Genomic DNA, 19,995 nt, shown 5'->3' with positions numbered 1-19,995 from the left:
TATGGTCTCCGACAGCCCTCCCTCCAGACGGCAGTTCCTCGGCGCCGGCGCGGCCGGTCTCGCGGTCGGTCTCGCCGGCTGTGCCGCCCTCGACGACCTCGGTCAGTCCGGCCCGCGGTTCGAGTACACACTGAGCTTCATCCACGTCGACCAGTCGCCCGTCGAGTACGTGCTGTTCCGCGACGACGAGCGGACACACCCGCTGGACCGGACCGCGAGCGAGGCGCTCGACGCCATCCTCCCCGACGGCCGCTACACCACCTACGGCTACGAGCCCCTCGCGAGCGACCACTACGTCGAACACGAGGGGCGCTACTTCCAGACCGACGTGCTCGTCACCGGCCGGAAGCGGATGGAGCGGCAGGTCGTCTACGCCGAGGAGGTTCCCGAGGAGGAGGTCCCCGACGACGCTCTGCTCGTCGACGAGCTCTCGCGGGTGGACGCTCGCGTCGTCAAGATACACCACTCGGGCATCCAGAGCGGCGGACAGGGCGGCGGTGTGGACCTCCTGACCGACGGTGGGGGCTACGTCCTCCGTCGACCCGCCGAACTCGAGGGCCAGTTCGCCAGCGGCGACCTCGACGGCCGTGTCGTCTCGATGACCGAGGACGGGCCGTGGAACTACCGCCTGACGACCGAGACCGAGTCGCTGCTGGAGACGGCCTACACGGCCCACGCCGTCGAGGTCGCCGACTCCCGCGAGGCGTTCCACGAGATCGTGCTGGCCGACCGGGTGGACGTGGAGCTCGCCCCGGACGACCTCTCGAGCGATGTCCGCGAGCTGTTCGAGCGGGCGCGAGGACTCGAGGAGTACCGCGAGACGACGCCGCTCTCGGCGACCTACGAGGAACTCCTCGACCGCCTCGACCTCTCCGTCGAGGAGCCGGGCGTCGACAACGACAACCTCCTCTGGGACGGCGAGACGCTCTACAACTACGGTCTCTACGTGAACAAGGTGGACTGAGTCGGGGCCGACTCGGACTCAGTCGTCGTCGGCCGGGATCGGCTCTCGCTCCGCCCGTGTCCGCTCCTCACGGATGAGGTCCGCGGCCTTCTCGGCGATGGCGATGGTCGGCGCGTTCGTGTTCCCGCCGACGAGGGTGGGCATCACGCTCGCGTCGACGACCCGGAGACCCTCGACCCCGTGGACCCGGAGTTCGTCGTCGACGACGGCCATGTCGTCGTCGCCCATCTTGCACGTCCCGACCGGGTGGTAGACCGTGTGGCACGTCTCGCGGACGTGCTGGGCGAGTTCCTCGTCGCTCTGGGCGTCCTCGCCGGGCCACACTTCGCGGCCGACGTACTCCGAGAGCGCGGACTGGGAGGCGATCTCGCGGGCCCGCTTCAGCCCCTCCACCAGCACTTCGAGGTCCTTCTCCTCGCTCAGGTAGTTCGGGTCGATACGGGGGGCATCGAACGGGTCTTCCGAGGCGAGTGCGATACGGCCACGGCTCTCCGGTCGGAGCTGCGTCGCGCCGATGGAGAGCCCACGGCCCTCCTCGGGGTTCGCGAGGCCGTGTTCCATGAAGTAGGAAGGGGCGAAGTGGTACTGCAGGTCCGGCGCGGGTTCGTCGTCGCTGGTGCGGACGAACCCGCCGCTCTCGCCGACGTTGGAGGTGAGTTTGCCGCGCTTCAGGACGAACCACTTGGCGACGTTCTGCAGTTTGTCCGCGTCGTCGATCGTGCTCACGTCGTCATCCGTCTCGTAGACGTTGAACGCGAACAGGTGGTCCTGCAGGTTCCGGCCGACGCCGGGGACTCGACCTGGGTCTCGATGCCGTGCTCCGCGAGGTGCTCGGGGTCGCCGATGCCCGAGAGCATCAGCAGTTGCGGGGAGTTCACCGCACCCGCGCTGACTATCACCTCCTCGCTCGCGCTGGCGGACCGCCTCCGGCCGTCCTGTTCGTACTCGACGCCCGCGGCGACGCCGTCCTCGATGGTCACCTCGGTGACCTGCGCGCCCGTCTCGGCGGTGAGGTTCTTCCGGTCGAGTGCGGGGTGCAGGTAGGCGACGGCGGCGGAGTGGCGCTTGCCGTCCTTCTGGGTGAGGTGGTAGAGCCCGAACCCCTCCTGGTCGGCACCGTTGAAGTCGTCGTTCCGGTCGTAGCCGGCCTGCGTGGCGGCGCGGACGAACGCCCGGGAGACGGGCCGCGGCGAGGTGGGTTCGGTCACGTTGAGCGGGCCACCGAGGCCGTGGTACGGCGAACCGGCCGGCTCGAAGTTCTCGGCCCGCTCGAAGTACTCCAGCATCGAGGCGTAGTCCCAGCCCTCGTTGCCGAGTTCGGCCCAGTGGTCGTAGTCCCACTGGTGGCCCCGGATGTAGATCATCGCGTTCGTCGACGAACACCCGCCGAGCGTCTTCCCTCGGGGCCAGTAGAGCCGCCGGTCTGCGGCGTGCTCCTGCGGTTCGGTGTAGTACTCCCAGTCCACCTCGCTCTTGAACAGTTCGGGGAAGCCGGCCGGGATGTGGATCTCGCGTTTCTCGTCCGGTTCGCCGGCCTCCAGCAGGAGGACGGTGGTCTCCGAGTCGCGAGTCAGGCGGTCCGCGAGGACACACCCCGCCGACCCGGCGCCGACCACGATGTAGTCGTAGTTCCGTCGTGCCATGACGTCACGTGTGATTCGCACACAATGAACTTACCTCACGATGGCGCACCGGTCTCGCCTCGTTCGCCACCGTTCAAGCGGGCCTTTGAGGCTACGGCGTCGTTATCCTCTCACCCGACGTGGGAGTCTCCATGCAACCGACACGACGCACCCTGCTCGCCGGCGCCGGCCTCCTCGGGATGGGTCTCCTCGCCGGCTGTGTGGCCGCTGGCACCGGGGGCTCGGACGGGACGCCGTCGCCCAACCCGACCGACTCCCCGACGCCGACGCCCACCGCCACCCCCGGCTCCGGCGACGAACCCCTGCCGGGGAGCGACGGTGGTGACGGCGACGCCGGCGGCACCCGCCCCCGTGGCACCGGCGGTCCCGGTGTCACCCTCGTCGGGACCGACCCCGCACCCGACCTGCCGGTCGAACCCGGCGTGAGCGTCCTCGAACCGGTCGCCACGGCTGACCACCCGCCCGCGCTCCGCGTGACGCTCACGAACACGAGCGACGCGCCCATCACGGTCGGTGAGGGCCGTGCGGTGCGATTCCAGTACGTCGTGGACGACGCGCGCGTCCTCCAGTTGCTCCCCGCCGAGGGCGAGTACCCCGTCGCCGAGGGGAACTGCTGGCGGCTGTCGGAGGCCGTCGCGACGACTATGGAGTACCGCACGGAGGAACTCGCCGCCGGCGAGACCATCGCGGCGGCCGTGGAACTCTACGCGCTCCCCGACTACGACGGCTGTCTCCCTGTCGGCGAGTTCCGGTTCGAGACCCACATCGGCGCCGGCGACTCGATGGAGTCGATGGCGCAGGCCGACTGGGGGTTCACCGTCCTGCTGGAGTAGGGCCTGCTCGCTCCCTCGCACCCACCTGCTTTTGCCGACGGACCACGGACCCCCCGGTATGGACCTCGCCGACGCGGTCGACGCCGACAGACTCCGGGCAGACATCGAGCGTAACGGCGAGTTCGGGGCCAGCGGCGCGGCCCCGTCCGCGCCGGGCCACGGCCGGACGAACCGGACCGGGAGCGAGGCGAACCGAGAAGCGCGTGCGTACCTCGTCGACCGGCTGGAAGCCGCCGGCCTCGACGTGCGCGTCGACGGCGTCGGCAACGTCGTCGGCCGGTGGACACCCGCGAGCGCCGACCCGGTCGCCGCCCCCGTCGCCTCGGGGAGCCACCTCGACAGCGTCCCCGAGGGCGGCATCTTCGACGGCCCGCTGGGCATCTACGCCGCACTCGAAGCCGTGCGGGCGATGCAGAACGCCGGCGTCGAGCCAGCCCGACCCGTGGAGGTGGTCTCGTTCACGGAGGAGGAGGGCGCCACGTTCGGGCCGGGACTGCTCGGCTCCTCGGTGGCCGTCGGCGAGCGGTCGGTCGACGAGGCGCTCGCGCTGACCGACGCCGACGGGCGGACGCTCGGCGAGGCCCTCGACGACATCGGGTTCGCCGGCGAGAGCCGTCTCGACGCGGGCGGGTGGGACGCGTGGCTCGAACTCCACGTCGAACAGCATACGCTCCTCGAGGACCTCGGCGTCCCCGTCGGCGTCGTCACGGACGTGACGGGGATCACGCACTGCGACGCCACCGTCGTCGGCGAGGCGAACCACGCTGGGTCGACGCCGATGGGTCGGAACGAGCGGACGGACTCGCTGGCCGCCGCGAGCGAGGTGGTCCTCGCCGTCGAGGACGCGGCCGAGCGTCGCACCGGCACCGACCCGGCGGCCGTCGCCACCGTGGGGCACCTGAGCGTCTCGCCCAACGCGACCAACGTCGTCCCCGGCCGGGTCGAGATGGGCGTCGACGTCCGGAGCGTCGAGCGCGACTCGATGGAGCACCTCGTCGAGGAGACGCGGGCGGCCCTGACGGACGTGGAGACACACCGAGGCGTCGAGACGACGTTCGACCGGGCGTTCGACGTCGAACCGACGCCGATGGCCGAGCGCTGTCGGGCCGCCCTCGTCGAGGCGGGCGAGCGGACCGGCATCGCCACCCACGAGATGCACTCCGGCGCCGCCCACGACTCGATGTACGTCGCCCGCGTCACCGACGCCGGGATGCTGTTCGCCCCGTCGCGCGACGGCGTCTCGCACAACCCCGCGGAGTGGACCGACTGGGACGACTGCGCCGACGCGACTCGCGTGCTGGCGGGAGCGCTGGCGGCCCTCGCTGGAGCCTGAGCGACCGACGCACCGCTCGCGGGACGCCGGGGGCGACCTCCCGCCGCCACCAGCGTATGTACCTCCGGCTATCACCGGCGACGGACTGAACGGTGTGTGTCCGCCCGGTTCGGGTGACCTGGAGCATGGACCCGAGACCGAACGGGACTGGCGACGACGGCGACGAGGGCGGCCCCGACGACCGACGCCTCTCGCCCGCCTCGGACGTGCGCTGGGCGGCGGCGCCGGCGGCGTTCGACGACCAGTTCGACTGGGAGTCGAGCGACGACCGACCGGGCTACCTCGCGCGAGCTGCGACGGCCGGAGCCCGCGCCGTCGTCGCCCGTCTCGTCGCGTGTCTCGCGGTGTTCGGTCGCCTCGGCGCCCTCCTCGCCGTCGGGTTCAGGGAGGGGCCGGTGCCCCCGTCGGCTGCTGGCTCGGGCCGCGCGGCCCGTCGCGGCAGCCGCGGGGCGTCTCGCCGGCGACGCCCGTGCCCACGCCGTCCCCGACGGCGACGCGCACACCGACCGCGTCACCGACGCCGACGCCGGCTCCGACGCCAACCGAGGAGCCGACCCCAGAACCCACGCCAGAACCGACGGAGGAACCGGACGGGTGCGTCCCCATCCTCACTTGCTGAGAGAGCAGACGGTGGCGGGACGCCTCGAAGCCGAGCCGGAGACGCGTGTCTGCGGGCAGCCCCGGCCGGCGACCGGGGGCGCCGCTCGCATCGAGTCTTCCGGACGCGAGACGCGGGACGAGTCCCCCGAGGCCCGGCACGCCCGCTCCGGAACCGCAGTACTGAGGTTCGCCCGGCCCGTACGGGAACCAATCGACGATGAACGAACCCGGCCTCCAGAGCCTGATGGACCAGTCGACGTTCGCCGAGCGCGTCGAATCCGGAACGGGACCCGACTGGGTGCGTGCGCACTGGGAGACGTTCCACGAGGGCTCACCGGCGAGCACGAGGGGTCGCCGTTCCCGTGTTTCTTCGGCGCCGAGTCGGTGCGGGCGGGGGACCCGCTCTACACCGTCGTCCCCTCCATGACCGACAAGGACGCCCTCCTCTCGCTCCGTGACGTGCTGGTCGAGTACCTCGACGTGTGGCCGGCCCACTCCGAGCGGGCGTCGCTGGTGACGTTCTTCGCCCCGCCCGAGGGTGAGTGGGGCGAGCGGGAGTACCACGAGGCGCTCTGGCACGTCCTCCAGTTCCTCCACGTCCACGACCCGGCGCCGTGGCCCGAGGCCATCCCGACCGACCCCGAGGACCCATACTGGGAGTTCTCCTTCGCCGGTCACCCGATGTTCCCCACCTGCCGCGCGCCGTTCTACGACGAGCGCCGGAGCCGGTACTGCCCGGTGGGGCTCGAGATCACGTTCCAGCCCCGCGAACTGTTCGAGCGCCTCGAGGTCACCGCCGAGAGCGAGGCCGGCCAGCAGGCCCGCGGGGTAATCCAGGACCGACTCGTCGACTACGACGGCGTCTGCCCTCACGCCGACATCGGCGACTACGGGTCGGATCTCGAGTGGCCCCAATACATGCTCTCGGCGGACGACGCGGAGGCGCCCGACGAGTGCCCCATCGAGATATCGCGGGACCACCCGAGGGTCTCGCCGGCGCTCGACCCCGGCGTCTCGCGACCGCTCCCGCGCCAGCCCTCGGACTGACCCGGCGGCCTCCGCCCGAGGAGTTTTCTACCACCGAAGAGTACCACCAACGTATGACCGGCAGCGTGACCGTCGCCCTGGACTGGACGCCGAACACGAACCACGTGGGGTTCTACCTCGCCCGCGAGGCCGGCCACTACGAGGCGGCCGGCGTCGACGCCTCGTTCCTGTCGCCCGCCGTGGACGACTACGAGACGACGCCCGCCAAGCGAGTCGCGGCCGGTGACGCGGACCTCGCGGTGGCGCCCTCGGAGAGCGCCATCAGCTACCACACGCACCCGGCGTACCCGTCGCTGACGGCCGTCGCTGCGCTCTGCCAGCGCGACACGAGCGCCATCGCCGTGCTCGAATCGAGCGACGTCGAGCGACCCCGTGCTCTCGACGGGCGAACCTACGCCTCCTACGACGCCCGGTTCGAGGACGACATCGTGCGACACCTCGTCCAGAACGACGGGGGCGAAGGGGACGTGGACATCGTCACTCCGCCGAAACTCGGCATCCCGAACACCATCGTCGACGGGAGCGCCGACGCGACGTGGGTGTTCGAGCCGTGGGAGGGCCTCCTCGCCGAGCGCGCGGGCCACGCGCTCCGTACCTTCGGCCTCGACGAGTACGACGTGCCCTACGGGTACACGCCGGTGTTGCTGGCCCACCCGGACGCGCTGGCGGACCCGGACGGGACGCTCGCGTCGTTCCTCGACGCCACCGCCCGTGGCTACCGCGAGGCCGCCGCCGACCCCGAGCGAGCGGCCGACGCGCTCTCCGGCGAGGACGGGCCGAACCTCGACGACCACGAGTTCCTCGTCGAGAGTGCCCGTCGGCTCTCCGGCGCGTTCCTGACCGAGGACGGCGAGTGGGGCCGGATGGCCCACGAGCGGTGGGCCACGTTCGTCGACTGGCTGGCGAAGAACGAGATACTGCGGACGCTGGACGGCGACCACCTGCCCGCGAGCGAACTCGACGCCGGCACGCTCTACACGAACGACCTGCTCGGCTGAGTCAGCGCGCGGCGGGGTCTCGGACGACCTCCTCGCCGGCGAACCCCTCGCGGGTCCCCTTCACCGTGTAGGACACCTCGTAGCTCCCGGTCTCGCCCTCGAACTCCTCGACGACGATACGGTGGGTCGAGCGCTCGATCACCTGCGGGAGGGCCCGCTCGCGGGCGTGCGGCGTCACCTGCACCAGCAGGGGTTCGGTCAGGTCGGTGCTCAGCGTGCGTGTCTCGGGCGTGGGTCCGTCTCCGCGTCAGTCGTCCGCAAGGGCGGGGTCGCTCGCCGCTCCGTCGGTCGTCGCCATCGATTCGACACGCGCTTCCAGCGCCGAGAGCCGGTCGCGCAGTTCCTCGTTCTCCGATTCCAGTTCCTCGACGCGCGCCTCTCGCTCGTCCAGTCGCTCGGCCAGCCCCTGTATCGCGGCGAACGCCACTCCATCGGCGTCCACGTTGCTGATGCGCTCGTCGTCCGCGCCGAGTCCGAACGCCTCGGCGAACTCCTCGGCCATCGGCCCCATGTGTCGGGTCTCGGCGCCCTGTGCCCGGTAGTTCCAGGTGGAGATGTCGAGCGATTCGACCCCGTCCAGCACCGTCTCGGGGTCGACGGCCTCGACGTTCGCCTTGCTGGCCCGCGTGGACCACGCCGACCACGACCCCGATCCCGACCGGAGATTGACCCCGGACGAGTGGTCGCTCGACGAGAAGATGACTGCGCCACCGCCGGCCTGTACTTTGAACTCGTCGTCCTGGGTGGCGGTGACCCCGTTGTCGGATGAATCACCCCAGACGAAGGTGCCGTTCCCCTCGGCGTTCGCCTTCCGGCCGGCGGCGAACGCGTAGTCGCCGTTCGCGGCGTTCACGGAGCCGCCAGGCACGGTCGAGGCCTCCCTCTGCGAAGTTCGAGTAGCCACCCCCGACCGCCGAACGGTCCGCGTCGGCCTCGTTTCTCGACCCGCCCGCGACGGTCGACTCACGACCCGACGCGCGCTGTTGGTCCCCCGCCGACGGTCGACCGGTAGCCGCTCGCACCGTTGAGGTGCCCGCCGCCGACGGCCGCATCGGAGCCGTTCGCGACGTTCTTTGTGCCACCGGCGACGGACGACCCCTGGCTTGACGCACGGTTCTGGTACCCGCCGGCGGTGGTCGCGCCGAAATCCTCCGCCGTGTTCTCCTCGCCCCCGCCGACCGTCGCGTACCCGCCGGTCGCCTCGTTTCGGACCCCGCCCGAGATGGTCGATTTCTCCGCACTCGCGACGTTGATGTGCCCGCCGCCGACGGTCGAATACGGAGCAGACGTACTGTTGGCCTCACCCCCCGCGACCGTCGAATACGCTTCGTCGGCCTGGTTAGTGTCACCACCAGACACTACGGTACCGAAACCCCTTGCAACATTTGCATTCCCGCCCCCGACGGTAGCATCAGCTTTGAGCGCACGGTTATCCAGCCCGCCTCCAATGGTGGCGTGCTCCTCTTGGGCAAGATTTCCACTCCCACCCCCGACAGTCGCTCCTCGGCCCACCACGTCGTTCGAGATTCCTCCCCCAACTGTCGAGTTCTCTCCGTTACCCGTATTTCCTCTCCCACCACCGACCGTCGAATTCGATCCACTGGCCCTATTTATCACCCCGCCACCGACTGTCGAATTCGCTCCGCCCGACGTGTTGACCCGCCCGCCACCGATGGTCGCAAAAGTGCCTGTCACAGTGTTCGGATTGGCAGCAGTACCACCCCCGCCGATGGTGGCCCCGACAGCGTCGGAGCCGACACTGTTCGCCGGGTGTCCGAAGACGATGTTTCCCGTCTGGTCGGCCGAATCCGCTGGCACGTACCGCCCGTACGCCAGCGCGGGAACCCACGCCGAGCCGTCCCCCTGATAGACGAGTCCGGTATCCGTCTCCAGGAACTTCGCCCCCTGTTTCGGGTCGTAGTCCCCTCGTCTGGACGCCTCGTCGCGTATCTCGATGTCCGTATCGTACTGCTCGAAGTTCTCGTTCAGCGGGACGTGCCAGTCCTCGGCGCCCGCGTTCGGGACGTTGTAGTCGTGGTTTGGTGTCTCGGGCATAGTAGTCGTGAATCGTCAGTTGTCGACGCTCCCGTAGCTGTCGTCGCCGTAGTGCTGGTCCCCGTAGTCGTCCTCGGGTACCGATGCCGGGATCGGGGTCGGGGTGTCCGTCGCCGTCGGGGAGTCCGTCCCCCCCGGCGTGGGCGAATCGGTCGGCGTGTCGGTCGCAGTCGGCGAATCGGTCCCGCCAGGCGTGTCCGTCGCCGTGGTGGTCGCCGTCGACCCCTCGCCGTCTTCGTTCGGCGTGGCGGTCCCCCCGTCACCACCGCCTCCGCTCCGCGTCGCGGTGGCGGTCGCCGTTGCCGTCGCCGTGAGCGTTCGCGTCGCGGGCGGCGTCGAGGTCGGTTGCCCCCGTACCCCACGGTCGGTGTCGGCGTCCCGTCCCCACCGTCGTCATCGTCGTCCCCCAACGGCCAGACGCCCGCGAGGTAACTGCACCCCGCGAGCGCCGTCGTCCCGGCCGTCGCCCCGAGCAGGAGCGTCCGCCGGTCCACCCCCCATTCGTCGTTCTCGTCCGACATCACGACCCGGAGTTTGCGAGTCGTTGGCATAAATCAACGGGGTCGACCGGTGTTCTGAACCCCACAGCGGGCGTGAACGGCCGTTCACGGCGTGAACGGGGGTCGGCGGGCGGGCGTGGTTCGCCGGCAGCGCGCTGGCCGGCGAACCCGGCAGTCCCGGCACGGAAGGGTGGACTTTACTCCCCGAGACGCCTACCGGTCGGTGTGGCATCCCCGTTCGACGTCCTCGGCATCGACCCCGACGCCGACGACGAGACTGTCGAGGACGCCTACCGCGCTCGGGTGAAGGAGGCACACCCGGACCACGGGGGGTCGGTCCGCGAGTTCCAGACCGTCAGGAACGCCTACGAGCGTATCCAGGCGGGCTACGACGCGGCCGACCACGCCGAGGAGACGGCCGACCCGGAGGTCCCCGAAGAGGAGGAGGAGGCCGGGACGCTCGAACCCGACCAGACCCGCATCCACTACCTCGACTACGAGGTCCTGCAGGAGGAGGGCTGGCAACTCACCGACGAGGACCTGTTCGAGAAGGCCGCCGAGGCCGGACTGGGGAGCGAGGAGTTCGGCACGTTCGTCATCGAGCCGAAACAGACCCTGCTGGAGGCGGCCGAGGAGAACGGCCTCGTCTGGCCGTACGCCTGCCGCGGGGGCGCCTGCACGAACTGTGCGGTCGCCATCATCGAGGGCGAGATGCCGATGTCCTCGAACCACATCCTCCCCTCGTCGATGACCGACCGCGGCATCCGCCTCTCCTGTCTCACCGCGCCCACCTCGCAGGAGGCGAAGATCGTCTTCAACGTCAAGCACCTACCCGGCCTCGACGACCTGCGCCTGCCGCTCTCGCGGTTCAACCGCGCGGAACTCGACGACTGACCACGGCCCGGGGGACAGTCGGAGGCGGCGGTTTCTTGCCTCCCCGGCCCGGCGGGAGGGTATGACCCAGCAGACGCTCACCGGCAGCGCCCTCACCGGCCGGACCCTCCTCGCGTTCGACCTGGAGACGGTCTCGCCCGACGTCCCCGCCGACGAGTACCCCGACTTCGACGACCCCGGTGATTTCGAGTTGCTCGCGGCCGCCGTCGCCGTCCAGCGGCCCGGCACACGCCCGAGCGAGACGCCAGACGAGGCGACGGTGCTGTTCCGCGAGGGGCGTCACGCGAGGCCGAAGCGGCGTTCGGCGCCCGCCTCGTCGACGCTCTCGCCGACGCCGACCCGGACACGCTGGTGACGTTCAACGGCGACCGGTTCGACCTCCCCGTGACCGCCGGCCGGCTCGAGCGGACCGGGGCGGCCGACGCCACGACGGCGCTCGACGCGCTGCTCGAGTCGGTCGACCACCTCGACCTGAAACACAGCGCGTGGAGCGCGTACGGGAACTACACCAGCCTCGAGGAGCTCTGCGCGCACCAGGACCTCGCCGTCGGGCGCACCCACTGGGCCGACTACGCGCTCGACGTGGCCGGGATGGACACGGTCCTCGACCGGGCGCGAGAGTCGTACGTCACGAGCGCCGACGTGGCCGCTGCCGGGGAGGTGTACCTCGCGGCCCTCGACGCCGGCGCGGACGCGAGCACGCTGGAGGCCGTCCTGACCGACTACACGCTTGCCGACGTGGACCACCTGTTCACCCTCGCGGACCGCCACCCGTTCTGAGCGGTCCGCGGGCGAACCACAAGCCACAACCCCGCACACCCGCCACTCACGGGCAGATGAGTGTCGTCGACCAACTGGGCCTGATGCTCGGCGTGCTGGCCGTCGGGGCCGCGCTCCGGGCCGTCGGCGTCCTCACGCCGACGCGGCGCGACCGGCTGACGGCGCTCGCGTTCTACGTCGCTCTCCCGGCGCTCGTGTTCGCCTCCACCGTCGAGCAGTCGCTCTCTGACGTGCTCTCGTGGCGCCTCCTGCTCGGCGTGACAGTCGTCCTGCTGGCCGTCGCCGGCCTGAGTCTCGCGCTCCACCGGCACCGTGCGGACCCCGCGAAGCGAGGGGTCGCCGTCGTCCAGTCGTACCACTGCAACATGGGGTTCCTCGGCGTGCCGTTCGTCGCCGCGGCGTTCGGCGGGCTGACCGCGGCGAAGGCGAGCATCGTCCTCGGCGTCGGGTCGCTCGTGCAGGTCACCCTGACGGTGCTCCTGCTCACCCGCCTGACGAGCGCCGAGGCCGACCTCCGCGCGGAGCTGCTCGGCGTCGCCCGGAACCCGGTGCTGATCGCGCTCGGACTGGGCCTGCTCGGGGCCGCGCTCGGCGTCGCAGTGCCCGACACGGCGACCACCGCCCTCGACGCGGTGGGGACGCTCGCGCTCCCCATCGCCCTGCTCTCGGTCGGGGCGTCGCTCACGGTCGAGACGGGGCTGGTCGACCCGCCGGCGGTGGGCGCCGTCGCTGGCGTGAAACTGCTCGTGATGCCCGCGCTGGCGCTCGCGGTGTTCCTCGGGCTCGGTCCGTCGCCGTCGACGCTCCGGGCGGGCGTGCTGATGCTCGCGATGCCCACCGCCGTCTCGACGTACATCTACGCCAGCGAACTCGGCGGGGACCGCGACCTCGCGAGCGCCACCGTGGTGGCGACGACGGTGGGCGCCGTGGCGACGCTGTTCCTCGTCGTCGAGGTACTCGGACTCGTCGTCTGAATCGGGAGTGTCCCGTCCGCTCAGGCTAGCGATATGCCAGCGCACGACATACAGCGTCTCGATGCCTCCCACGGACGAGACCCCGACGACCGGCGGCGAGACGGACCACCCGGGCTTCGCCAGCGAGCGACTCGCCCTCGACGTGGAGACCGTCGCGGCCCGCGTCCACGAGACGCTCGGCGACGTGAGCGCCACCCGGACCGACGAGGGGATGAAGTTCCGCACCCCCGACGGGACGCTGGTGGCCATCCTGACCCCCGAGGAGGGAAGCGACGACCCCGCGGTACGATTCTACTACCGGACCGAACCGGCCTCCGAGTCGGGGGCGCTGAAGGCCCAGCGGCTCTGGCGCGCCCTCGAGGCCGACGCCGTCTGAACGCTCGGCGACCGTGACGGTCCGCCGGCAGCGAGCGTCACGGCGTCGGACGTTACGCCCCGTCTAACCGGGGCCACACGTCGGTTCGGCCGACGCGGCTCCACGGGGGCAGACGCTCGTGCGTCGTGACGGTCACGCGACCGTGACCGTGTTCGGCAGCGTGTAACTACGTCCCGTCTCGTCGTCTCCGGAACCGAGGTACACGACAATGAGCACACGCAACCCGTTCGAGGAGCTCGAACGGTTCTTCGAGCGAATGAGCGAGCAGTTCGAGGAGACCGCCCACGTCTGGGAGCCGGACGTCCCCGGCTTCCTCCGCGAGTACGAGCCCGTCGCGATGGACATGATAGAGCGCGACGACGAGTTCGTCGTCGCCATCGACATGCCCGGCTTCGAGCGGGAGGACGTCGACATCAAGGTGACGAACCACACCCTCCGCATCCGCGGCGACCACGCGGAGGCGTTCGACGAGGAGCGCGACCGGTTCGTCCGACACGAGCGACGACACGAGTCCGTCGACCGCTCCGTCCGACTCCCCGGCGAGGTCGACCCCGAGAAGGTCACCGCGAAGATGACCAACGGTGTCCTCACGGTGACACTCCCGCGCACCGAGGCGGAGAACGAACGGAAGATCGAGATCGAGTAGCGGTCCGACGCCGACGGACCACCCCGACCGACCTGGACCGTTCAGGCCGGGTCGAGGTACCCCATCGCCTCCTCGTCGCTGACCTGCGTGAACGAATCGTAGAACCGTCCGACGGCACCGAACCGCTCGGGGGTGGCGAGACAGACCACCTCGTCGGCCTCCCGTCCGAGGCGGGCGACGGTGTCCGGCGGCCCGACCGGGACCGCGAGGACGACCCGTGCGGCCCCGGCCTCGCGCACCTGCCGGAGACAGGCGATGGTCGTCGCTCCCGTGGCGACCCCGTCGTCCACGACCACGACCTGCCTGCCCTGCAGGTCGAGCGGGGGCCGACCCTCGCGGTAGCGCTGGAGTTTCCCCTCGGCGACCCCCCGTTCGTGCTCGACGGCGTCCTCGACGTACGCCTCGCCGATACCCAGTTCCGCGACGAGCGGGTCGTTCAGCCAGACGGTGCCGTCGGCGGCGACGGCGCCGATGGCCAGTTCCGCGTTCCCCGGCGCCCCCAGTTTCCGCGCGGCGACGACGTCCAGCGGCGCGCCGAGCGCGTCCGCGACGGCCCGGCCGACCGGCAGCCCACCGCGTGGCACCGCGAGCACGACGTCCGTCTCGACGCCCAGTTCGACGAGGCGCTCGCCGAGTCGGTGCCCCGCGTCGGTCCGGTCGCTAAACACGTCGCTCACCTCGTCGCGGGACGGGGTGGGTGTGACGGCGCCGACCGACCGGCCGCTCAGGGCGCACTGGCACTGGAGTCGACCCAGCCACCGGCGTCCACCACGGCGAACAGTTTCCGCCAGTTCTCCTCGTCCTCGGCCTCGGGGAGCATCCCGCGGAGGTCCGCGAGGTCCGAGGGCGGGACGAGTTCGGCGACGAGGTCCATCACGAGCTGGGCGTGGTAGGCCGCGTCCTGCGGTTCGGCACCCTCGATCTCGGCGACCCGCTGGACGAACTCGCGCCAGTCGAACCGCTGGCCGTGTTCGCGGGGCGCCCCGGTGAGGTACCAGTCGATCTCCATCGGGAGCGAGGCCGCGAGGTCCTCGGCCGCGCCCTCGGGGATGCGCGCTCCGAGCGTCGACAGCGTCGCACGCGCCGCGCGCACCGTCTCTCCCGTGCCGGGCGTCCCCAGTCGGTGCTGGAGTTGCCCGGTGAACTCGTCGAAGTTCACGGCTCCACCTCCGTGACGGGGGGCATCTCCGCCTCGATGACCGCGGCGAGGTTGCCGAGTTCGTTCGCCAGCAGCACCACCAGGTCGTCGAGGGCGACGACGCCCACGAGTTCGCCCGCCTCGGTGACGGGGACGCGCCGGACGCCGGCGTCGGCCATCCGGCTCATCACCGCGAACACCCCGTCGCCGGCCTCGACGCTGAACAGGTCCTCGGACATGAGGTCGCGCGCCGTCGCCTCCTCGGGGTCCCGGTCGGTCGCCATGACGTACAACACGAGGTCGCGGTCGGTGACGACTCCGATGGGCCGGTCGTCACTGACGACGACGACGCTACCGACGTCGCGCTCTTTCATCGTCCTGGCGAGGTCGGCCGCCGACACGTCGCCCGTGGCTGTCACGACGTCCTTCCGCGTGAGTCGATCGATGGTCATACTCTCACCGACGGCTCCGTACGACTCGTGTGGACAAATAACGGGGTGGTGTCACCCATCTGATGGGAAGCTCACGGGTGACGGACGGTCGCGGACGGGGGAACGTCGGAGAACGGTCGGCGGCGAGCGGTTCAGACCAGCAACTGGATGTCCGCCTCGACCATCTCCTGGAAGGCGCTGGCCGCGCCGACACCGGTGGTGACGCCGTCGTAGAACTCGTCCTCGTCGTAGCCCAGCAGTTCGATGGTCATCTGACAGGCCTGCAGGTCGACGCCCTGGTCGAGCGACATCTCGATGAGCTCCTCGATGCTGGCCACCTCGTTCTCGGCGATGCGCTTTCGCATCATGCCGGTGGTGACGCGGTCCATGCCGGGGAGCGCGGCGATGGCGTTGGGCATCGGCATGTTCGGGTTGCCGACGGCGCTGAGCTGGAGGTCCTTCGAGTTCTCCTCGTGGAGTATCTCGAGCCCCCAGAACGTGTGGAACACGGTCACGTCGTAGCCGAACGCGGCCGCGGTGGAGGCGAGGATGAGTGGCGGGTAGGCCATGTCGAGCGTCCCCTTCGTCGCCACGATGACCATCTTCTTGGGCGAGTCGGAGACGTCGGCCTTGACCGACGCGAGCTCCTCCTCCAGTTCCTCCATCCGCGTGCGCATCGCCTCGAACTCCTCTGGCGAGGGGGCGCCGTCGGCGGGGGTCGGGGTGTCCGTGCTCATCTCACTCGGCCTTGCGGATGTAGTGCTTGAAGACGGCCTCGCCGCCCTCCGTCGACTCCTCCTGGTCGAGCAGTTCGGCGCCCTCGGTGGACTCCGCCCAGCCGGCGATGTCGCTCACACTGCCGGAGTCGGTGGCGACCACTTCGAGGGTCCCGCCCGGCGCGAGCGCGTCGAACGCGCCTTTCGTCTTCACGACCGGCATCGGGCAGTTCTGTCCTTTCACGTCGAGCGTCTCGGTAGGTGTCTCGGTGCTCATTGTTGCTGTCTCCCCTCGGTGGGGGCTATCACCGCGTAACGGACTGGCGGACATAAGGATATCGATTATTGCCCAATACACGCAATACCTGTGCGAGGCTGCATGTCGACGCCAGACACGGGTTGAACGGGGCGCTTCAGCGCCCCAGAGCCGCTATTATCGGCACTCGTGACCGAACGGAGGAGGTGCGTAGTGACATCTCGCGCGCTCTCACGCGACGTTCGACGGAGGATGGGTGGCCCCAGTATTGCAGAAAGTTAGAACTACCATCCGAACGCTTAAGTCGAACCGTCCGGTAGTGGAGCGTGCACATGAACCCGGACGAGTTGGGCGTGGAGATGCCCGACGTGACTGTCGAATCGACGACGCCCGAAGACCTCAAGGCCCGTATCGACGGCGGCGAGCCGGTCACCATCCTCGACTCGCGGATGGCCAGCGACTACGAGGAGTGGCGCATCGACGGCGAGAACGTCGAGAGCATCAACGTCCCCTACTTCGAGTTCCTGGACGAGGAGATCCCCGAGGACGTCCTCGATCGCATCCCCGAGGACGAGCACGTCACCGTCCTCTGCGCGAAGGGTGGCGCGAGCGAGTACGTCGCCGCGACGCTCGTCGAGCGCGGCTACGACGTCGACCACCTCGAGGACGGGATGAACGGCTGGGCCTCCATCTACGAGGCCGAGGAGGTCACGGCGTACGACGGTCCGGGGACCGTCCTGCAGTACCAGCGCCCTCTGCGGGTGTCTCGGCTACCTCGTCTACGACGGCGAGGAGGCCGCGATCATCGACCCGCTCAGGGCGTTCACCGACCGCTACCTCGCGGACGCCGAGGAGCTGGGCGTCGACCTGACGTACGCCATCGACACGCACATCCACGCGGACCACATCTCCGGCGTGCGCGCGCTCGCCGAGGAGGGCGTGGAGGGCGTCATCCCCGAGGCCGCCGCCGGCCGCGGGGTCACCTACACGGACGACGTGACGCTGGCGGCCGACGGCGACGAGTTCGACGTCGGCGACGCGACCGTCGAGACGGTGTTCACGCCCGGGCACACCACCGGGATGACCTCCTACCTCGTCGGGGACAGCCTGCTCGCGACGGGCGACGGGCTGTTCATCGAGAGCGTCGCGCGCCCGGACCTCGAGGAGGGTGACGACGGCGCACCCGACGCGGCCCGCATGCTCTACGAGAGCCTGCAGGAGCGCGTGCTGACGCTCGACGACGACGTCCTCGTCGGCGGGGCGCACTTCAGCGACGCCGCCGACCCGGCCGACGACGCCACCTACACCGCGCCCATCGGCGACCTGCGCGAGCGGATGGACGCGCTGACGATGGACGAGGACGACTTCGTCGACCTCGTCCTCGCGGACATGCCCCCGCGCCCGGCGAACTACGAGCAGATCATCGCCACCAACCTCGGTCAGGAGGCCGTCGACGACGACGAGGCGTTCACGCTCGAGCTCGGGCCGAACAACTGCGCCGCCAGCCAGGACGCGCTCACGAGCGACTAAGCCCCGATGCTCGAAGGACTCGCCGGCTTCTTCCCAAACGGGGTAGAGCGCTACGCCGTCGGAGGGTTGCTGGTCGGCCTGGGGACGCTGGTCGTCTACGCCGGCACCGGTATCGCCGCCGGCGCGAGCACGTTCCTCGAGTCGACCCTCTCGTACGTCTCGGACGCCTCGCGGTTCCAGCAGTACCGCCCGTCGCGTGACTGGCGCGTGCTGTTCACCGTCAGCATCGTCCTCGGGGCGGCCGTCTACGCCGTCCTGTTCCAGGGCGGTGCCTGGACGACCGGGGTCGAGCCGTGGCGGCTGTTCGTCGGCGGCATCTTCGTCGGCGTCGGCACCCGCATCGGCAAGGGGTGTACCTCCGGCCACGGAATCTGCGGGGTCGGGAGCGCCTCTCGGACCTCGCTGATCGGCGTCGCGACCTTCGTCCTGGTGGCGATCGTCACGGCGAACGTGATCGCCGCGCTCGGAGGTGGCCTGTGAAGCGCCACCCTGTTCGCCCCGCTCGTGGTCGTCGGCGGGCTGATCTTCGGCTTCGGGCTGGGGTACAGCCACATGGCGCGCCCGGAGGTCGTCATCGACTTCCTCCTGTTCGAGGACCTGGGGCTGCTGTTCGTGATGTTCGGCGGCTCTATCGTCGCCGGCCTGGGGTTCTGGGTGCTCCCGCGGCTCCGGGACGGCGCCCCCCTGACGGGCCGACCCTACGAACGGCGCCTGAAGTCGTTCGACCGGAACGTCCTCGTCGGCGGCGTCGTCTTCGGCGTCGGCTGGGGACTCGCCGGCATCTGTCCCGGCGCGGCCTACGCCAGTCTGGGGGTGGGCAACTGGCCCATCCTGTACGCCATCGCCGGGATGTTCATCGGCGCGTACGCCCAGGGCATCTGGCGCAGCCAGCGGAGCACCGACGCGGACGCGGTCCCGAGCGACGACTGATCGCCGGCCCACGCCGGTACCGACACGTAGACCTACGTCTCTCGCGGTCCACCTGACACCACGACGATGGAGCCACCCACCGACCGACTCTCGGCCGAACGGGTCGCCGACCTCGCGCTCGACCTGCTCGCCGTCGACACGCAGAACCCGCCGGGAGACGTGCGCGCGCTCGCCGACCACGTGGAGTCGTTCCTCGCCGACCTCGGCCTCGACACCGACCGTGTCGCGGTCGACCCGGCCAAGCCGAACGTCCTCGCCACCGTCCCGGGCGAGGCCGACCGGACCCTGCTCTACAACGGGCACCTCGATACGGTGCCGTTCGACGCCGCCGAGTGGACACACGACCCGCTCGGCGAACGCGACGGTGACCGCGTCTACGGCCGGGGCGCGACGGACATGAAGGGGCCGCTGGCCGCGATGCTCCACACCGCCGAGACGTTCGTCGCGGCCGACGCCGACCCGCCCGTCGACCTCACGTTCGCGTTCGTGAGCGACGAGGAGACGGGCGGGTCGGCGGGCGTCCGGGCGATACTCGACCAGGGCGCCGTCGACGCCGACGCCTGCGTCGTCGGGGAGACGACCTGTAGCGGCGGGAACCACTCCGTCACCGTCGCCGACCGGGGGAGCATCTGGCTCACGCTCCGTGCCGAGGGCGAGGCGGCCCACGGGTCGCGGCCGATGCTGGGTGCGAACGCCATCGACCGGCTCTGGGCGGCCGTCTCGGCCATCCGCGAGCGCCTGCCGGCACGTCCCCTCCCTGGTCCCGAGGCGATGGCACCCATCGTCGAGGAGAGCGTCGCGTACTACGGGCCGACGATGGGGGCCGACGCCGCGCGCGAGCTGTTCTCGTCCCCGACGGTCAACCTCGGGACCATCGAGGGCGGCGAGAGCGTCAACACGGTGCCGGCGGCGGCCACCGCACGGCTCGACGTCCGCCTGAACGCGGGCGTCGAGACGCCGACGGTGCTCGCCGACATCCGCGAGTGTCTGCGTGAGTACCCGCACGTCGCCATCGAGGACGCGAGCTGGTCCGTCGGTACCTACGAACCGCTCGACAGCCCGCTGGTCGAGAGCGTCGCCTCGACGGCCGAGGCCGTCACCGAGGGTCGCGTCTACCGTCGCAGCGCCACCGGCGGCGGCGACGCCAAGAAGTTCCGCGAGGCCGGCGTCCCGACCGTCGAGTTCGCGCTGGGCACCGACACCGTCCACGCCGTCGACGAGTACACCACGCTCCGCGCACTCGTCGGGAACGCCGAGGTCTACACGCGGCTCCCGGCGGTCTGGGCGACGGCGACGGCCTGAGCCGTCACGGTGAGTCGCCGCGCTTACGTCCCGGAACCGACGGGTCGAC

21 protein-coding genes and 3 pseudogenes are annotated in these 19,995 nt (G+C 70.5%); 15 read left to right on the top strand and 9 right to left on the bottom strand.

Annotated elements, in window-relative coordinates:
• Position 1 precedes the first annotated feature (1 nt).
• Entirely contained in the window at positions 2-964 is a 963-nt protein-coding gene (locus N0B31_RS21290) for a hypothetical protein (protein ID WP_260593661.1), read from the top strand.
• An 18-nt stretch (positions 965-982) separates the two neighbouring features.
• Here the strand turns inward: N0B31_RS21290 and N0B31_RS22645 are convergent.
• A pseudogene (locus N0B31_RS22645) lies at positions 983-2,607 on the bottom strand (GMC family oxidoreductase).
• 131 nt (positions 2,608-2,738) lie between these two features.
• Here N0B31_RS22645 and N0B31_RS21275 point away from each other — a divergent pair.
• The 4 genes and pseudogenes from N0B31_RS21275 (at position 2,739) to N0B31_RS21260 (ending at position 7,418) form a co-directional block, all read left to right on the top strand.
• Positions 2,739-3,440, top strand: a complete 702-nt coding sequence (locus tag N0B31_RS21275; protein WP_260593658.1) for a hypothetical protein — start codon at positions 2,739-2,741, stop codon at positions 3,438-3,440.
• A 58-nt stretch (positions 3,441-3,498) separates the two neighbouring features.
• On the top strand, positions 3,499-4,773 hold the full coding sequence (locus N0B31_RS21270; RefSeq protein ID WP_260593657.1) for a M20 family metallo-hydrolase: 1,275 nt from the start codon (positions 3,499-3,501) through the stop codon (positions 4,771-4,773).
• An 817-nt stretch (positions 4,774-5,590) separates the two neighbouring features.
• Positions 5,591-6,420: pseudogene (locus N0B31_RS21265) on the top strand (YqcI/YcgG family protein).
• A gap of 53 nt (positions 6,421-6,473) precedes the next feature.
• The gene (locus N0B31_RS21260; protein ID WP_260593656.1) at positions 6,474-7,418 is read left to right on the top strand and encodes an ABC transporter substrate-binding protein; all 945 of its coding nucleotides are present in this window, start codon (positions 6,474-6,476) and stop codon (positions 7,416-7,418) included.
• Position 7,419: 1 nt separating this feature from the next.
• Here N0B31_RS21260 and N0B31_RS21255 read toward each other — a convergent pair whose 3' ends face one another.
• The 3 genes from N0B31_RS21255 to N0B31_RS21245 form a co-directional block, all read right to left on the bottom strand.
• The gene (locus N0B31_RS21255) at positions 7,420-7,602 is read right to left on the bottom strand and encodes a hypothetical protein (protein WP_260593655.1); all 183 of its coding nucleotides are present in this window, start codon (positions 7,600-7,602) and stop codon (positions 7,420-7,422) included.
• Positions 7,603-7,665: 63 nt separating this feature from the next.
• Positions 7,666-8,286 (bottom strand): tail fiber domain-containing protein, encoded by a 621-nt coding sequence (locus N0B31_RS21250; protein ID WP_260593654.1) that lies wholly within the window; start codon positions 8,284-8,286, stop codon positions 7,666-7,668.
• Between the two features lie 95 nt (positions 8,287-8,381).
• Positions 8,382-9,473, bottom strand: a complete 1,092-nt coding sequence (locus tag N0B31_RS21245; RefSeq protein WP_260593653.1) for a hypothetical protein — start codon at positions 9,471-9,473, stop codon at positions 8,382-8,384.
• A 725-nt stretch (positions 9,474-10,198) separates the two neighbouring features.
• Between N0B31_RS21245 and fer the strand changes: the two genes are divergently transcribed.
• The 6 genes from fer to N0B31_RS21215 all read left to right on the top strand — a co-directional run bounded on the left by fer (position 10,199) and on the right by N0B31_RS21215 (position 13,643).
• Positions 10,199-10,867, top strand: coding sequence for a ferredoxin Fer (fer, locus tag N0B31_RS21240; protein WP_260593652.1), 669 nt, complete (start codon positions 10,199-10,201; stop codon positions 10,865-10,867).
• 61 nt (positions 10,868-10,928) lie between these two features.
• Positions 10,929-11,222: a hypothetical protein gene (locus N0B31_RS21235; protein ID WP_260593651.1), complete on the top strand. Its 294-nt coding sequence runs from the start codon at positions 10,929-10,931 to the stop codon at positions 11,220-11,222.
• Positions 11,219-11,647 carry a hypothetical protein gene (locus N0B31_RS21230; protein ID WP_260593650.1) on the top strand — a complete coding sequence of 143 codons (429 nt, stop codon included), beginning with the start codon at positions 11,219-11,221 and terminating at the stop codon, positions 11,645-11,647. Before N0B31_RS21235 ends, N0B31_RS21230 begins: the two co-directional genes overlap by 4 nt.
• A 56-nt stretch (positions 11,648-11,703) precedes the next feature.
• The gene (locus N0B31_RS21225; RefSeq protein WP_260593649.1) at positions 11,704-12,621 is read left to right on the top strand and encodes an AEC family transporter; all 918 of its coding nucleotides are present in this window, start codon (positions 11,704-11,706) and stop codon (positions 12,619-12,621) included.
• 61 nt (positions 12,622-12,682) lie between these two features.
• Entirely contained in the window at positions 12,683-12,997 is a 315-nt protein-coding gene (locus N0B31_RS21220; RefSeq protein ID WP_260593648.1) for a hypothetical protein, read from the top strand.
• 208 nt (positions 12,998-13,205) lie between these two features.
• Positions 13,206-13,643: an Hsp20/alpha crystallin family protein gene (locus N0B31_RS21215; protein WP_260593647.1), complete on the top strand. Its 438-nt coding sequence runs from the start codon at positions 13,206-13,208 to the stop codon at positions 13,641-13,643.
• A 41-nt stretch (positions 13,644-13,684) separates the two neighbouring features.
• Here the strand turns inward: N0B31_RS21215 and N0B31_RS21210 are convergent, their stop codons facing one another.
• The 5 genes from N0B31_RS21210 to N0B31_RS21190 form a co-directional block, all read right to left on the bottom strand.
• Positions 13,685-14,311: a phosphoribosyltransferase gene (locus tag N0B31_RS21210; protein WP_260644029.1), complete on the bottom strand. Its 627-nt coding sequence runs from the start codon at positions 14,309-14,311 to the stop codon at positions 13,685-13,687.
• Positions 14,312-14,367: 56 nt separating this feature from the next.
• Positions 14,368-14,802 (bottom strand): DUF2267 domain-containing protein, encoded by a 435-nt coding sequence (locus N0B31_RS21205; RefSeq protein ID WP_260593646.1) that lies wholly within the window; start codon positions 14,800-14,802, stop codon positions 14,368-14,370.
• Positions 14,799-15,233, bottom strand: a complete 435-nt coding sequence (locus N0B31_RS21200; protein WP_260593645.1) for a CBS domain-containing protein — start codon at positions 15,231-15,233, stop codon at positions 14,799-14,801. The genes N0B31_RS21205 and N0B31_RS21200 overlap by 4 nt, the downstream gene beginning before the upstream one ends.
• A gap of 131 nt (positions 15,234-15,364) precedes the next feature.
• Positions 15,365-15,949 (bottom strand): DsrE/DsrF/DrsH-like family protein, encoded by a 585-nt coding sequence (locus N0B31_RS21195; protein ID WP_260593644.1) that lies wholly within the window; start codon positions 15,947-15,949, stop codon positions 15,365-15,367.
• 1 nt (position 15,950) lies between these two features.
• Positions 15,951-16,205 carry a sulfurtransferase TusA family protein gene (locus N0B31_RS21190; RefSeq protein ID WP_260593643.1) on the bottom strand — a complete coding sequence of 85 codons (255 nt, stop codon included), beginning with the start codon at positions 16,203-16,205 and terminating at the stop codon, positions 15,951-15,953.
• Positions 16,206-16,516: 311 nt separating this feature from the next.
• On the opposite strand from N0B31_RS21190, the pseudogene N0B31_RS21185 reads away from it, so the two are divergent.
• The 4 genes and pseudogenes from N0B31_RS21185 to N0B31_RS21170 all read left to right on the top strand — a co-directional run bounded on the left by N0B31_RS21185 (position 16,517) and on the right by N0B31_RS21170 (position 19,946).
• A pseudogene (locus N0B31_RS21185) lies at positions 16,517-17,714 on the top strand (MBL fold metallo-hydrolase).
• A 6-nt stretch (positions 17,715-17,720) separates the two neighbouring features.
• Positions 17,721-18,194, top strand: coding sequence for a YeeE/YedE family protein (locus tag N0B31_RS21180; RefSeq protein ID WP_260593642.1), 474 nt, complete (start codon positions 17,721-17,723; stop codon positions 18,192-18,194).
• A 9-nt stretch (positions 18,195-18,203) separates the two neighbouring features.
• On the top strand, positions 18,204-18,644 hold the full coding sequence (locus N0B31_RS21175; RefSeq protein WP_380628494.1) for a DUF6691 family protein: 441 nt from the start codon (positions 18,204-18,206) through the stop codon (positions 18,642-18,644).
• Between the two features lie 66 nt (positions 18,645-18,710).
• On the top strand, positions 18,711-19,946 hold the full coding sequence (locus N0B31_RS21170) for a M20 family metallopeptidase (protein WP_260593641.1): 1,236 nt from the start codon (positions 18,711-18,713) through the stop codon (positions 19,944-19,946).
• Positions 19,947-19,995: the final 49 nt, after the last annotated feature.

It is taken from the genome of Salinirubellus salinus (assembly GCF_025231485.1).
In the GTDB taxonomy this organism is placed as follows: domain Archaea; phylum Halobacteriota; class Halobacteria; order Halobacteriales; family Haloarculaceae; genus Salinirubellus; species Salinirubellus salinus.
Note: the sequence above shows the minus strand (reverse complement) of the source record. Positions and strands in the feature narration are given on the sequence as shown.